Genomic DNA, 13,745 nt, shown 5'->3' with positions numbered 1-13,745 from the left:
CCTTATTTGACCGCGCCTTCGGTCAGCCCGCTGACGAACCAGCGGCCGATGAAGGCGAAGAGAATGATGACCGGCAGGACAGCCAGACCGGCGCCGGCCAAAAGCAGCCCCCAGTCGATCTGATATTGGCCGATGATGCCTGAAAAGCCGACGGGAACGGTGCGTTTGACATCCGAGATGATCAGCACGGAGGCGAACACATATTCGGTCCAGGAGGAGATGAAGGCAAAAATGCCGACGCTGGCAATGCCGGGCGCAATCAGCGGAATCATCACCCGCCGCAATAGCGTCACCGGGCCGGCGCCATCCATGATCGCGGCCTCCTCGATTTCCTTTGGCACCGAGGCGAAGAAGGAGCGCAGCATCCAGATGGAGAAGGGCAGCGCGAAGGTGACATTGACCAGCATCAGCGCGGGCAGGGTGTCGATCATGCCGATTTTGGCGAGCATGCCGAAGAGGGGAATGAGAACGACGATGCTCGGAAAGGCATAGGCGAGCAGAATGATCCGGTAGATCGTCTCCCGACCGGGGAACTCCATGCGGAAGAAGGCATAGGCGGCGGGAACCGCGATCAGAAGCGTGAACAGTGTCGAAAAAAGCGCGACGATGAGGCTGTTGACGACATAGGTCGCATAGGCGGAACGCGCGATCAGCCGGATATAGTGATCGAGGGTGAAGGAATGCGGAAAGAATGTCGGCGATCGCGCAATGATTTCCTGAGGCAACTTGAAAGAGCCGCTAAAGACCCACCAGAACGGCAAGGCGACCAGAAGGACAATGAACAGGAACGACAGTCCGAGCAGCAGGTTGATGGCCGGGGAGCGGTTCATGTGCGGCCTCCCTCATTGTCCATCGATCGCGCGGTCACGAGCGCAAAGGCGACGAGGACGAGTGTGGCGATCACCGAAAGGGTCGCGGCCTCGCTCAGCCGGTACCCCTTGAAGGCGGTTTCGTAGATCAGGATCGGCAGCGTCCGGGTGCCACCGGCGGGGCCACCCGCCGTCAAAAGCCAGATAATGTCGAATACATTGAACGAGAGCAGGGTACCGACCACGCCGAGCACGGCCATCGTCGGCTTCAGAAGCGGCCAGGTTATGCGGGAAAAGCGCTTCCAGGCATTGGCGCCGTCGATCCGCGCAGCCTCGTAGAGATCGGCCGGGATGCGCGTCATGCCGGCAAGCAGCATCAGGGTGATGAAGGGAAACCAGCGCCAGGAGTTGATGAAGACCAGCGTGGCAAACGCGCTCCAGGGCGAATTGAAGAAGCCGACCGGGCGTTCGATCAGGCCCATATTGATCATCAGCGGGTTGATCATGCCGCCCGATGTGGAGAACAGCCAGCGCCAGATGATGACCACCACCACCGTCGGCACGATCCAGGTCAGGATGATCCAGGTTCTGGCGATCTTCACGCCGGGGAACTGTTCGTTCAGCACCAGGGCTGCCATGAGGGCAAGGCCAGTCTGGAGCACACCATTGGCCAAGACCCAGGCGAGGCTCATGCCCATGGAACGCCACATGACCGGATCGGCCAGTACTTTCTGGTAGTTGGCGAAGCCGACCCATTGGCCGGCCGCACCGACGGACCGCACGTCCTGAAGGCTGAGGAGAAAAGCCGAGACGAGCGGCCAGCCGAGGATCAGGACCAGGACGGCCATGGCGGGCGCTGCAAAGGCAAAGGCCAGAAGGCGCGAATTCGTCATGGGTTTAATCCTGATCCCCGGTAGCGCTTAGTTGGACGCCTTGACCATCGCGGCCTGGCCTTCGGTGACGGCGGTTGCCGCATCCTTGCCGTTGACCACGATGTCCTGAAGCGTTGCGGCGATGAGGTTCTGGGCCGAGATCGCTGCGATCGACGGGAAGGTGCGGCCGCTTGTGAAGCCGAACAGCTTGCCGTTCTTGCCGTTGGCGATCGCGGTCTCGATCTGCGACTTGTACTTCACCACCATCGGGTCGCTCCAGAAGCTTTCGGCCTTGGCGCCATCTTCCGTCACGGGCATGAACAGGCCGGGTTCCATGTTGAGGAACTTGCCATAGTTCTCGGGTTCGAGCAGCCAGCTGATGAACTGCTCGGATGCCTTGCGCTTGGCTTCGTCCTTGGACAGCAGCATCACGGCATTGGCATAGGCAATGGTGTTGTTGCCTTCCTGCCCTTCGGCATGCGGAATGGCTGCCACGCCGAGATCGGCCGGATCGCCGCCGCCCTGGGTGTCGTAGGTCGAGATGACCGAGAACTGCATGATCATGCCGCAGCTTTTCGACACGAAGCAGGCTTCGGCTTCGCCCCAGGTCCAGGAGGTGCTGTCGGGCGGCGAAAGCTTGTTGAGTTTGGTGTAGAACTCATAGGATGCGACGGTCTGGGGATTGTCGAACCGCAGCGAGCCGTCTTCGTTATAGAGTTCGGTGGCGCCGCCATTGACCATCAGGCTATAGACGGTCTGGTCAGTGTAGAGCTGCTTGTTGGCCGGAACGCCGATGCCGAAGACGCCATCCTTCGAAAGCTTGGTGGCGACGTCTTCCCATTCTGCCCAGGTGGTCGGAACCTTGACGCCGGCGGCGGCAAAATCGCTCTTCCGGTACCAGAGGTTCATGGTCATGTTGTAAAGCGGAACCGCCCAGACGCCGCCATCATAGGAATAGGACTGGACGGTGCTCGGCACGAACTTGTGCTTGGCATCGAGCTCGGACACGAAATCGGCGACCGAGGTCAGCGCGCCGATATTCTTGAGGATGGGCGCAAAATCCGGGATGGCGAACAGCATGTCCGGGCCGGCGCCGGCGGAAAGTGCAGCCGGTGCCTTGGCGTAGATTTCGCCCCAGTTCTGCGGCTCCTGCTTGACGATGATATCGGGATGGGCCGCATTGAAGGCATCGATCAGCTGCTGGATGCGCTCGACGCGATGCGGCGGCTGTTCCATGTGCCACAGGGTTACTTCGACCGGTGCGGCATAGGCTGCGGAGGAAAGCAGCGAGGCGGCGAAAGCGAGGATCATTCGGGTCTGTCTGATCATTTTAGTTCCCTTTCTTCGTTGTTTCGGTTGGCAGGCGTATCAAAGATGCGGATTGCGCTTCCGGAACCGCTCGACCAGTTTCCGGTTGATTTCGGTGGCGCCATCCATGTTGGCGCTGAGATAGATCGGGGCGTCCCCATCGGAGGAGAGCTGGTCGGCGACATCGGCGAGGATGGCGTTCATGATCGCAACGCCGATGGCGGTCGAGACCGGCCCGACCTTGAGTTCGCTGCCCTGAACCTCGACAACGGCATCTCCGGGCGGGGAATTGTTGTCGAGCACCACGTCGGCGAGATCGGCCAGACGTGTGCGGCCCCGCGCGGCGGCTGTCGAATAGGCAACGGAGGTGATCGCAATCACCTTGGCGCCTTTTTCGCGACCGACGCGGGCGGCTTCGATCGGCGCGGCATTGACACCGGAATTGGAGGAGACCACCAGCACATCGCCCGGTCCGATCGTGTAGCGATCGAAGATCGGCCGCACGATGCCTTCCATGCGCTCGTAAACGGTGCCGGCCACAGCCCCTTCGTGGACCATCGTCGGTCCGGCCAGGATCGGCACGGTAATGGCCAGACCTCCGGCGCGATAATGCACTTCCTCGGCTAGCATGTGCGAGTGGCCGGTGCCGAAGACGAACAGGCGGTGATCGTTGCGGGCGGCCTCGACAATCAAGGCTGCTGCTTGCGCCATCGGATCGGCGAGCGTGGTGCGAATGGCGCTCAGGCGGGCGGTGAGGTCAGCGAGATAGCGGTCGCTTGCCTTGGTCATTGGGTAATCCTCTCATCCAGCACGAGATCGACCTTCATGACGAATGCATCGCCACGATAGACCGACCGGACAAATTCGATTGGCTGGCCATGCTGGTCGAAGGTGAGACGCGTCAGATTGAGGACGGCAGCGCCATCCGTCAGCCCGAGCGACCGGGCAATCTCGTTGGAGGCCACGGAAGCCGCCAGCGTCTGCTCCGCCGTCGTCGGCAGCAGTCCGAAATGGCTTCGCAGCATCTGGTAAACCGACTGGCTGGCAAAATCCGCAAGATCGAGAAGGCCGGGGGTCTTGTCGGCACGGATATCCGTCGTTTCCCGGGCAACCGGCATGCCGTCGACCAGACGCACGCGCACCAGTCTCTGCACGAGCGCATTCATCGGCAGCTTGAGTGCGGCCCGGCATTGCGGATCCGCCTGGCGGGTCTCCGACAGAACGACGATGCTCGAGACCTGGCGGCCACGGTTCGACATTTCTTCGGTGAAACCGGTGAGCGAATGCAGCTTCTGGTCAATCACATTGGCGCCGACGAAGGTTCCCTGGCCAACGCGGGCTTCAAGGAGGCCATTGTTGACCAGATGGCGCAGCGCCTGGCGCGCCGTCATCCGGCTGACCCCAAGATCTTCGGCAAGCACCCGTTCCGAGGCGATCTTTTCGCCGGCCTTCAAGCGGCCGGACTGGATATCGTCCTTCAGCCGTGTGGCAATCTGCAAATAGAGCGGAGCGTCCTGGTCGGTCACGAAAGCCTCATTGGTATATGCCAAATTCATATTGGTATATACCAATTGGCCGAGTCAAGAGGCGAGAATAGCTTCCGTCACAAATCTTTCATCAGCAGGCGATCGCGATGATGGCGATAGCGTGCATGCGCTTCGGTATAGGCATGGCTGCGTGAAAGATCCGGATGGTAGGTGACGCCGCCGCCCCGGACGGCAGCGGAGGCTTCACGGATATTGGCAAAGTCGCCGGCGGCGGTTGCGGCAAGGAGGGCCGCGCCCCTCGCGCCGAACTGGGTTCCCTCCGGCACGACGATCGGTCGGGCCAGAATGTCGGCGATCATCTGCGACCAGAAAGCGCTTCGGCCGCCGCCGCCGGTCAGCAGCACGCTGCCATCGACGAAACCGAGCGTGTCGAAGAGATCGCGGAGCGCAAACGCCACCCCTTCGAACACGGCGCGGAACAGTTCGGCCCGGCCATGGCGCGGTGAAAGGCCTGAAAACTGGGCTCGCGCCGCCGGATCGACGACCGGAGCGATGATGCCGCTTTCGCTGAGATAGGGCAGATAGACGAGATCGCGCGCGCCGATCGGCACGCTCTCGGCCAGCGCAGTGACACGCTGGTAGCGGTCGGGCGGGGGTGCGAGATCGGGTGCCAGGGTTTCGATGGCCCAGTCGAGATTCAGCGTGCCGGCAACGTTGACCATGGACCGGTACCAGAGGTCGCCGGGAAGAGAGAACAGCAAGCCGACATCCGCAGGCGCGAAAACCGGCCTGTCGTGGCAGATGCCAACCATGACGGTGGTGCCGAGAACCGCAATCGCCGAGCCGGCATGCAGGCCGCCGGCGCCGATCACGGTTGCCGCGACGTCTCCGGCGCCGATCGTCACCGGCAGTCCGGCTGGCAGGCCGAGACGATTGGCGACGGTCTCAGTCAGGCCGCCGATGAATTCCTCCGAATTCCGGACCTCGGGAAAGAGAGGACGGAATGGACCAAGGTCGAAGAGCGTGATCATCGCGTCCGACCGGTCACGCGCTTCGGCGCTGCCGGGGATCACGGAGGCTTCGCTGCGATCCGTCGCGACCTTTCCGGTCAGTTTGAGGCGCAGGTAATCCTTGTAACTCAGAACATGCCTGGCCCTTGCCAGCATCTCCGGTTCGTGGCGGGCTAACCAGGCGACGACGGGCAGGGTGCAGCCCTGCTGCATGACAGAGCCGGATGACAGGAAGATGCGCGAAAGCACGCCCGGATCCCGGGCCACCATCTCGTCGATGATCGGCTGGCTGCGACTGTCTTCCCATATGATGCCGGGGCGTAGCGCCATCCCGTCGCCATCGACAATCCAGGCGCCGACCATGGCCGCCGACAGACCGATGCCGCCGATCTCGGCTGGATCGATGCCGCTCGATGCCACCGCTTCGGCGATCACCGCGAGCGTGGCATTCCAGCTGGTGTCGGGATCGAGTTCGCTCCAGCCGCGGTTCGGTCTCGACAACGGCGTCCGCCGCGCGGCTTCCGAGAGCTGGCGACCGTCGCGATCGAAGATCGCGGCCTTGCAGATCGATGAACCAGCGTCGAGACCGACATAGTAGCGCGCCATGTCGGTCAGGCTCCCGAAGCCGAGCGACCCGATAGCCAGGTATCCGTTACGGATAGCGATGCATCGAGATGGACGAGATCGGCCCGCAGGCCCGGTTTGATCATGCCTCGGTCGGTGATCTTCAGGAAACGGGCCGGGTAGCTGGTCGCCATCGCGAGCGCCTCGGCGAGCGAAAGATCGAGCCGTTCGACACAGAAGCGAATAGCCGAGGCCATATCGAGATCGGAACCGGCGATCGTACCGTCATCGAGTGTCAGTTTGGCGCAGAGATCGCCCGGGGTCCGGCGCACGGTTCGCCCATGGAGAAGAAAGTGATCGCTGGTCGAGCCGACCAGCGCCATGGCGTCGGTGACCAGAAAAAGCCGCCCCGGACCTGTGACAGCGCGCTTGGCTCGCAGCGCCAGTCTGTGGCTGATAGGATCGACATGGTGGCCATCGGCGATGATGCCGCACCAGACGGAAGGATGATCGATCGCGGCGCCGACAAGTCCGGGTTCGCGATTGCCGAGTTGGCTCATGGCATTGAAAAGATGGGTGACACCATGGGCACCGGCATCGAACAGGGCCTGTGCCTCGCTCGCCTTTGCATCGCTGTGGCCGATGCTGACGATGATGCCTGCCTCGGTCAGTTCCGCGACTTGTTTTGCCGTAACCTGTTCGACCGCAAGCGTGAGCAGCAAGGTGCCGATCCGCTCGGCAAAGGATATGTAGAGCGCAATATCGTCCGCCACGACGGGACGCATGAATTCCGCCGGGTGGGCACCTTTCCGGGCCGGCGCCAGATGGGGACCTTCGAGATGAAGGCCAGCCACGCCCTGATCCGAACGCACACTATCGGCGGCCGCTTCGAGGGCGCTTTCGATTGCCTGCCTGCCGTCGGTAATCAGCGTCGGCAGCAGACTGGTGGTACCGTGGATCCGGTGGGCCGCTGCAATGCGCGCCATCGTTTCGGGACGCGGTGCATCGTTGAGCATGATGCCGCCACCGCCATTGACCTGTGCGTCGATGAAGCCCGGTGCCAGAACGCCGCCCGCAAGGTCGCGGCGCGGAATGGTCGGGTCGAGATCGGCCGTCGCGACCAGGGCTTCGATCTTCCCGCCGCGCAGCACGAGGGCCTTGTGTTCATGGAACCGTTCGCCGTCGAAAATTCGCGCTCCGATGAGGGCAAGGCGTTCCATCATATCGTCTCCGTGACCTTGCTGAGATTGCGAGGCCTGTCCGGATCAAGGCCACGCCTTTGTGCTACGGCCTCGATCAGGCCGTAATAGGCCGCCAGGGCGGGCAAGGCATCCAGAAGGCCATGGCCGGTCGTGGGCGTCGCAATCGTGCGCGTTCCTCCGCTGTCATGGCCGATCGTCATGATGTCGGCGCCCAATCCGGCAAGGCGTGCCATCGCCTCGTCGCTTGCGGTCGACGCGGCGTCTTCCTGCGTGAAGGCCAGAATGGGGAAACCGGCTTCCACAAGGCGCATCGGCCCATGCATGACTTCCGCGAGCGAGAAGGCTTCCGCGTGCAGGCCGCAGGTTTCCTTGGCTTTCAGGGCGGCTTCCAGCGCAACAGCAAAACCCGTTCCACGGCCGGTGATATAGAGCGAATGACTGGGGGCGATTTTGTCAACGAGGGTGCTGTCCGGCGTGCCCGTTGCTGCCGCAAGTGCCTGCGGCAGGCGTTCGAGTGCGTTCACAAGAGCAGCATCGCCGGTAATCGCAGCCGTCACGCCGGCAAGCGCCGCGGCGGCGGCAAGGCAGGATTTGGTGGCGGCGACGCTTCGTTCCGGGCCGGCATGAAGGCCAATGACCAGATCAGCCTCCCGCGCAAGCGGGCTTTCCGTCACATTGACGACGGCGACAGTGAAGGCGCCGCCCCTGCGCGCGGCACTCTGCAAGGCAACGATGTCCGGGCTGGCGCCGGATTGTGAAACGGTCACGTGAACTGCGCCCTCAAGATGCAGTCTGGTCTCATAGACCGATGCGACCGAAGGGCCGATGGAGGCGACCGGATAGCCGGTCATGATCTCGAACAGATACTTGAAGAAGGTCGCGGCGTGATCGGAGGAGCCGCGCGCCGCCGTCGAAACGACCTTCGGACGCTGACGTTCGAAATGGTCTGCGAGCCGGGCGAAATTGTCTCGTTCCGCCGCCAGCATCTGGGCGACGACATCGGCTGCCTGACGGGTCTCCTGCTTCATGAGCGACAGGGTCACTTTGTTTCTCCGATACGCAATTCTGCAATGAAATCATAGGTATCCCCGCGGTAGAGGGAATGGGTGTATTCCACGGCCCGTCCATCCGCGAGGCGTGATATGCGGATGATTTGTAGCGCGGGCGAACCGGGCTCGATCTCCAGCTGCTCGGCGCTTGCTGCATCCGCCAGCACCGCGTTCAACCGCTGGAGCGCATGCACCGGCCTGAACCCGCGACGCTCCAGAGCGGCATAAAGCGAATCGCCGGTCAGATGGTCTTCTTCCAGATAGGTAGCTGGAACGGCGGCCCGTTCGAGCGCCATCGGTCTTCCATCGGCGAGACGCAGACGGCTCAGACGCAGAATGCGGGTGTCGAGACCGATACCCAATCCGAAGGCTTCCTCGGGGGATGGCGAGGCCATGATCTTTTGCAGGACGCGGGCGCCCGGCACCTTGCCACGCGAACGCATGTCTTCCGAAAACGAACTCAGCCGCCAGAGCGGCTGGGTGATGCGGCCCGGCCGCTCGGCCACAAAGGTTCCGCTGCCCTGGCGCTGTTCGACCAGACCGCCGGAGATCAGTTCCTTGTAGGCGTTGCGCACCGTGACACGGCCGATATTCAGCGCCTCGGCAAGATCACGTTCCGGCGGCAGGACCGCATGGGCCGGAAGCTCGCTCGATTGGATCAATGCGGCGATTTTTTGCGCGATCCGCCGGTAGAGCGGTCCTGACAGGGCGGGATCGTTCACGGCGACAAGGAGGGCGTTGGAAAGTGCGTTGGTATCATCCATACGACTTTTATAAAACCAATATAGATCCAATTCAACCAATTTCGTGTGAGGTCAAAGATGTGGTCCGTTGGTCTGCCAATCCGGATACCCTCTGTTGGCAGCCATGCAATAGAAGCAATTCGCAGCCGCAGAGAGCTGTGCTAAGAACCGCAAATCGGCGCAGGCAGGGACGAGACATTCGTTTGCAACCCACCGCTCACTCCAAAGTCCTCCCTGCAAGCGAATCCGCATGATTGATCTCGACCCGCACGACCGCACGCTCATCCAGTCGATCTTCACCGAGATCCGGGATTCCGGCTGGTTTCGGCGCAACGCGGTCACCGAATGGGAGCTCTTGAAGCTCATTCTGCGCGAGCATAGTCTCGAAGGTTGGGACGAAGAGGAACTGGCGGAGCGATGTCGACAGCTAGCCCACAAACGCTTTTCATGACCGTTCGAGCTGTCCCGAAATTGCTATTGCCGCTTGCCTTTGTTGCCTGAGAAGACAATATCGGCCATCTCCCAGGCCGGTTCGATCCGGTCAAGGCACAAGGCATACCCATGCATCGTCATACGTTTGACCGTTTTCGCGAAACCTGGCCGGTTCTTCTTTTCTCCGTAGCACTTCTGGGGCTTTTGGCCGGGCTTCTGTTCTGGTGGGCCGGTCAGACGAACTATGCTGCGATTGCGTGGGCTGGGGCCACCATTCCGGTTCTGATCGCTCTGGCCGTCCAGATCGTTTCCTCGCTGATGAAGGGCGATGTCGGGCTCGATGTCCTGGCGGCGCTTTCGATGTCGGCGGCTCTCGGCTTTGGCGAATTCATGGCGGGCAGCGTCGTTGCACTGATGTATGCCGGCGGGCAGTTGCTGGAAAGTTTCGCCCAGGGAAGGGCGCGCCGCGAAATGTCGGCCCTGCTCGGTCGCGTCCCGCATTCGGCAAGACGGTATCGTGGCGACCAGCTTGAGGATGTCGACATCGCCATCGTCGAACCGGGTGATCGCCTGCTCATCCGGCAGGGCGAAGTGCTGCCAGTCGATGGCCATGTAGCAAGTGACGTTGCATTGCTCGATCTTTCCGCCATCACCGGCGAATCGCTGCCCAAGCGGCTGGGTTATGGTGAGGCGGCGCTCTCCGGCTCTGCTGCGGCTGGCGGCGCCTTTGATCTGATAACCACCCATTCCGCTGCTGACAGTACCTATGCTGGTATCGTACGGCTGGTGGAAGCCGCCCAGGCCAGCAAGGCGCCGATGGTGCGGATGGCGGATCGCTATGCGGTCGGCTTTCTGCTCTTCACCTTGGTCCTGGCCGGGCTCACCTGGTATTTCACGGAGGATCCGGTCCGGCTTCTGGCGGTGCTGGTTGTGGCAACACCTTGCCCCCTGATCCTGGCTGTGCCGGTGGCGCTGATTTCGGGCCTGTCGCGTGCCGCCGGCCGCGGCGTCCTGATCAAGAATGGCGGTGTGCTGGAACAGTTGGTCGGCATCCGTACCGTCATTCTCGACAAGACGGGGACGGTGACCGGCGGCAAGGCGGAAGTGACCGATCTCATTGCCTTCGCGCCGTTTTCCGAAACGGAAATCTTGCAGTTGGCCGCCAGTCTCGACCAGGCATCGAGCCATGTGGTGGCGACCTCGCTCATCAATGCGGCGCGCGAACGCGATTTGCCGCTCACGCCCCCGCTTGCCGTCGAGGAGGTGGCGGGATCGGGCCTTGCCGGGCAGGTGAATGGCCGTGATGTCGCCGTTGGTGGCGAAGGGTTCGTTGCCGAACGCACAGCGAGCAACGGGGAACTTGATCGCAAACGCATTCCGGCGACGGCAATGACGGTTGCTGTCGGTATCGACGGCCGCTTCGCCGGCGTGATCGTTCTCGAAGACCGGATCCGCAATGAAGCGCCGCAGGCTCTGACGGCACTCCGCGCGGCAGGGGTCGACCGTATTCTCCTCGCCTCGGGCGATCGCAGGGTCATTGCCGATACGGTCGGCAAGAAACTCGGCGTCGACGCGGTGCTCGCCGATCTGGTGCCGGAAGACAAGGTCGCGGCGGTCCGCCAGGAGTCTTCGCGGCAGAAGGTGATGATGGTCGGAGACGGGGTCAATGATGCTCCGGCTCTGGCCGCAGCCGATGTCGGGGTCTCGATGGGCGTGTCCGGGGCCGCTTCTTCGTCAGAGGCGGCAGATATGGTGCTTCTTGTCGACAATCTTTCGGCGATCCCGGAGACATTGCGGCTGGCGCGAGACGTGCGCCGCATTGCCACCCAGAGCGTGGTCGCAGGCCTCGGACTGTCGATCCTCGCCATGGCTGCTGCTGCGCTCGGTTATCTGCCGCCCGTTCAGGGCGCGCTCATCCAGGAGGCGATCGATATGGCGGTCATCCTCAATGCCTTGCGGGCGCTCCGGGCTTGATCCAGGATGTTCCGTCGGGAACAGACGCGGCCGGTTTGTTGAGGCAAAGTGTTTCCAAGTTCAGGAGGCACCGCCATGAAAGAGATCATCGCCTATATGCTTGTTGCGATCATCACCCTGTCGCTGGGCGCCTCATTGTTCGGAACGACGGAAGCGAAAGCCTCCGTCGCTTCGGCCACAGCCATTCTTGATTGAGGAACCGCCATGACCCTGTTTCTGACCATCGCATTCCTGGCCATCATCGCCTTCGGCACCGTTCCTGTGAGCGGCCTGTTCGGCATCGGAGCTGGAACGCCGCACCTCTGAAATGCTCCTCGCTGTCTGCAACGCTCAATGGCTCAGCGTTTGTGCGAGGCTGTGATCGGACATCAGTTCGAGCGCCCGGCTGTCGTTGATCGTCACATGACGGCTGTCGCGCAGCGAAATGACATTCGATTGTCTCAGTCGTGTGAGCTGCCGGCTGACGGTCTCGATGGTCAATCCCAGGAAATCGGCGATCTCGGTCCGGTTGAGCGGCAACTGGAACTGCTGTCGCATCTGGCTGTTGCGGCTATTGCTGCGCGCCACCATCACCAGGAAGGTTGCGAGCTTTTCCTGCGCATTCTTGCGACCGAGCGCCAGCATCCATTCCCGCGCCTGATCGAGTTCCATCAAGGCCTGCTGGTGCATGCGGGTTTCCACCGCGGGCGATTTGCTGGCGATCATCTCGAGCACGTCGCGCGGAAAGCTGCAGACCTGGGCCTCGGTGGCGGTTAGGGCAGAGACAGCGCTTTCCCGATGGGCGCATTTGCCGACAAGCGACGGGGCGAACTTCAAGCTCACGATCTGCTGCCTGCCATCGGCCATATACTTGGTCAACTTGACCACGCCATGCACCATGTTGGTGTAGGTCTCGTTCGCTTCGCCCTGCATGACAAGTTCCTTGCCTGAGGGCAGTAGCGATCGTTTCGCGTGGCGGGAAAGTTCGTGGAGATGATCCATCCCGAGGGCGCTGCAAACACCGTTGGCGCGCACATTGCAGCCGACACAAAGGCCGGGCAGTGGTCGAGGATCGGAGGTCGAGTCTCGCGACATCATCACTTGTCTCTCCCGTCATGCACTGGTTTCATCCTCGACACGCTACAGATGTTTCTCTGTTGCTCGCGAAGATTGCCGGTTGCGATTCTTGATAATGATCATCTCACAGAACTTCGGGTTTGGATATCACCGGAATGAGGGGGGCGGCGTTTTGTCCTGCCGGTGCTTCCCAGCCTTGCCCGTCGCTATCATGGGCATCGTCGCCAGGTATTCGATCGACAGCGGGAATGTGCTTCTGTAAGAGAGCGGTTTCACGGCGGGCCGGTCCGTCGCATTGTTGCGGAGGCAGAGTTGAACAGGTTTGGCATCGGCGCGAACGCCGCCCGCAACGGCATTCTCGTCATGCTGTCCGGCATGCTTATGTTCACCCTCAATGACACGATGGGGAAATGGCTGGTCGGGATTTTTCCGATCGGGCAGGTCATCCTGCTCCGAAGCATTGCAGCCCTGATCGTTCTGGCGCCGTTCGTCTGGAAAATCGGGGTCCGACCGCTCATTTCAGTGGATCGGCCGCTTTTGCAGATCAGTCGCGTGGTTCTGTCAACGGCGGAAGTGTCTGCCTTCTATTTCGCCGTCGCCTATATGCCGCTCGCCGACGTGATGACCTATTGGCTCGCCTCGCCAATCTATGTGGCGGCTCTTTCACCCTTCCTGCTAGGCGAACGCGTGGGCTGGCGCCGCTGGACGGCGATTGCGATCGGCTTCGTCGGCGTCATGGTGGCACTTGAGCCGTCAAAGGCCGTCTTCTCGGCGCCGGCGCTGATTTCCATTTTCGGCAGCATGGCATTTGCCTTCATGATGATCACCGCCCGTAGCCTGCGCGGAACGCCTGATACGGTTCTGGTGTTCTGGCAGACCCTTGGCGCGGGCGTTGCGGGACTTGCGACCATCCCCTTTGCCTGGGTGCCGCCGGCAGCCAGCGATGTGGCGCTGCTGGCCTTGCTCGGAGTCGTGTCGATGACGGCGCATGTACTGGTCAACCGCGCCTTCAAGCTCGCCGATGCCGCCATCGTCGCGCCGCTGCAATATACCCAGCTCTTCTGGGCGATCATTTTCGGCTACATCTTCTTCCACGACCTGCCGTCGGCAACGATGATGGCCGGTGCCGCGCTTATCGTCGCCTCAGGTCTCTTCATCTTCTTCCGCGAGAACAAGCTGAAGAAGGGGGCCGTTGCGGCAGATCGCCTTGAATCGGAACTGCCATAACGCCGGCCCGCA

Annotated in this window: 13 protein-coding genes; 3 read left to right on the top strand and 10 right to left on the bottom strand. The window is 61.9% G+C overall.

Annotated elements, in window-relative coordinates; all coding sequences use genetic code 11:
- Window positions 1-2: 2 nt before the first annotated feature.
- From Q4481_RS05370 to Q4481_RS05330, 9 genes are all read right to left on the bottom strand, one after another.
- Window positions 3-830 carry a carbohydrate ABC transporter permease gene (locus Q4481_RS05370; RefSeq protein WP_304375290.1) on the bottom strand — a complete coding sequence of 276 codons (828 nt, stop codon included), beginning with the start codon at window positions 828-830 and terminating at the stop codon, window positions 3-5.
- On the bottom strand, window positions 827-1,702 hold the full coding sequence (locus Q4481_RS05365; RefSeq protein ID WP_304375289.1) for a carbohydrate ABC transporter permease: 876 nt from the start codon (window positions 1,700-1,702) through the stop codon (window positions 827-829). Before Q4481_RS05365 ends, Q4481_RS05370 begins: the two co-directional genes overlap by 4 nt.
- Window positions 1,703-1,729: 27 nt before the next feature.
- Window positions 1,730-3,010 carry an ABC transporter substrate-binding protein gene (locus tag Q4481_RS05360; RefSeq protein ID WP_304375288.1) on the bottom strand — a complete coding sequence of 427 codons (1,281 nt, stop codon included), beginning with the start codon at window positions 3,008-3,010 and terminating at the stop codon, window positions 1,730-1,732.
- 39 nt (window positions 3,011-3,049) lie between these two features.
- The gene (locus Q4481_RS05355) at window positions 3,050-3,778 is read right to left on the bottom strand and encodes an SIS domain-containing protein (protein ID WP_304375287.1); all 729 of its coding nucleotides are present in this window, start codon (window positions 3,776-3,778) and stop codon (window positions 3,050-3,052) included.
- Entirely contained in the window at window positions 3,775-4,515 is a 741-nt protein-coding gene (locus tag Q4481_RS05350; RefSeq protein ID WP_304375286.1) for a GntR family transcriptional regulator, read from the bottom strand. Before Q4481_RS05350 ends, Q4481_RS05355 begins: the two co-directional genes overlap by 4 nt.
- 77 nt (window positions 4,516-4,592) lie before the next feature.
- Complete coding sequence (locus tag Q4481_RS05345) at window positions 4,593-6,092, bottom strand: xylulokinase (protein WP_304375285.1); 1,500 nt, start codon at window positions 6,090-6,092, stop codon at window positions 4,593-4,595.
- 5 nt (window positions 6,093-6,097) lie between these two features.
- Complete coding sequence (gene nagA, locus Q4481_RS05340) at window positions 6,098-7,273, bottom strand: N-acetylglucosamine-6-phosphate deacetylase (RefSeq protein WP_304375284.1); 1,176 nt, start codon at window positions 7,271-7,273, stop codon at window positions 6,098-6,100.
- Window positions 7,270-8,280 (bottom strand): SIS domain-containing protein, encoded by a 1,011-nt coding sequence (locus Q4481_RS05335; protein ID WP_304375493.1) that lies wholly within the window; start codon window positions 8,278-8,280, stop codon window positions 7,270-7,272. The genes nagA and Q4481_RS05335 overlap by 4 nt, the downstream gene beginning before the upstream one ends.
- Before the next feature lie 11 nt (window positions 8,281-8,291).
- Window positions 8,292-9,065, bottom strand: coding sequence for a GntR family transcriptional regulator (locus Q4481_RS05330; protein WP_304375283.1), 774 nt, complete (start codon window positions 9,063-9,065; stop codon window positions 8,292-8,294).
- A gap of 229 nt (window positions 9,066-9,294) precedes the next feature.
- Between Q4481_RS05330 and Q4481_RS05325 the strand changes: the two genes are divergently transcribed.
- Together Q4481_RS05325 and Q4481_RS05320 are read left to right on the top strand one after the other, a co-directional pair.
- Window positions 9,295-9,495 (top strand): hypothetical protein, encoded by a 201-nt coding sequence (locus tag Q4481_RS05325; protein WP_304375282.1) that lies wholly within the window; start codon window positions 9,295-9,297, stop codon window positions 9,493-9,495.
- A 110-nt stretch (window positions 9,496-9,605) separates the two neighbouring features.
- The gene (locus tag Q4481_RS05320; RefSeq protein ID WP_304375281.1) at window positions 9,606-11,450 is read left to right on the top strand and encodes a heavy metal translocating P-type ATPase; all 1,845 of its coding nucleotides are present in this window, start codon (window positions 9,606-9,608) and stop codon (window positions 11,448-11,450) included.
- 330 nt (window positions 11,451-11,780) lie between these two features.
- Here the strand turns inward: Q4481_RS05320 and Q4481_RS05315 are convergent, their stop codons facing one another.
- On the bottom strand, window positions 11,781-12,362 hold the full coding sequence (locus Q4481_RS05315) for a Crp/Fnr family transcriptional regulator (RefSeq protein WP_304375280.1): 582 nt from the start codon (window positions 12,360-12,362) through the stop codon (window positions 11,781-11,783).
- Window positions 12,363-12,818: 456 nt separating this feature from the next.
- Here Q4481_RS05315 and Q4481_RS05310 point away from each other — a divergent pair, with 456 nt between their 5' ends.
- A complete protein-coding gene (locus Q4481_RS05310) occupies window positions 12,819-13,733 on the top strand; it encodes a DMT family transporter (protein WP_354542311.1) in 915 nt (304 codons plus the stop codon).
- Window positions 13,734-13,745 lie beyond the last annotated feature (12 nt).

It is taken from the genome of Fluviirhizobium alvei (assembly GCF_030551875.1).
Taxonomy (GTDB): Bacteria; Pseudomonadota; Alphaproteobacteria; order Rhizobiales; family Rhizobiaceae; genus Rhizobium_E; species Rhizobium_E alvei.
Note: the sequence above shows the minus strand (reverse complement) of the source record. Positions and strands in the feature narration are given on the sequence as shown.

Excerpts from the sequence above, each read along its gene's own strand:
- Q4481_RS05325 (WP_304375282.1), top strand. The coding sequence starts at position 9,295 with ATGATTGATCTCGACCCGCACGACCGCACGCTCATCCAGTCGATCTTC.
- Q4481_RS05365 (WP_304375289.1), bottom strand. The coding sequence starts at position 1,702 with ATGACGAATTCGCGCCTTCTGGCCTTTGCCTTTGCAGCGCCCGCCATG.
- Q4481_RS05345 (WP_304375285.1), bottom strand. The coding sequence starts at position 6,092 with ATGGCGCGCTACTATGTCGGTCTCGACGCTGGTTCATCGATCTGCAAG.
- nagA (WP_304375284.1), bottom strand. The coding sequence starts at position 7,273 with ATGATGGAACGCCTTGCCCTCATCGGAGCGCGAATTTTCGACGGCGAA.
- Q4481_RS05320 (WP_304375281.1), top strand. The coding sequence starts at position 9,606 with ATGCATCGTCATACGTTTGACCGTTTTCGCGAAACCTGGCCGGTTCTT.
- Q4481_RS05370 (WP_304375290.1), bottom strand. The coding sequence starts at position 830 with ATGAACCGCTCCCCGGCCATCAACCTGCTGCTCGGACTGTCGTTCCTG.
- Q4481_RS05315 (WP_304375280.1), bottom strand. The coding sequence starts at position 12,362 with ATGCAGGGCGAAGCGAACGAGACCTACACCAACATGGTGCATGGCGTG.
- Q4481_RS05330 (WP_304375283.1), bottom strand. The coding sequence starts at position 9,065 with ATGGATGATACCAACGCACTTTCCAACGCCCTCCTTGTCGCCGTGAAC.
- Q4481_RS05360 (WP_304375288.1), bottom strand. The coding sequence starts at position 3,010 with ATGATCAGACAGACCCGAATGATCCTCGCTTTCGCCGCCTCGCTGCTT.
- Q4481_RS05335 (WP_304375493.1), bottom strand. The coding sequence starts at position 8,280 with ATGAAGCAGGAGACCCGTCAGGCAGCCGATGTCGTCGCCCAGATGCTG.
- Q4481_RS05355 (WP_304375287.1), bottom strand. The coding sequence starts at position 3,778 with ATGACCAAGGCAAGCGACCGCTATCTCGCTGACCTCACCGCCCGCCTG.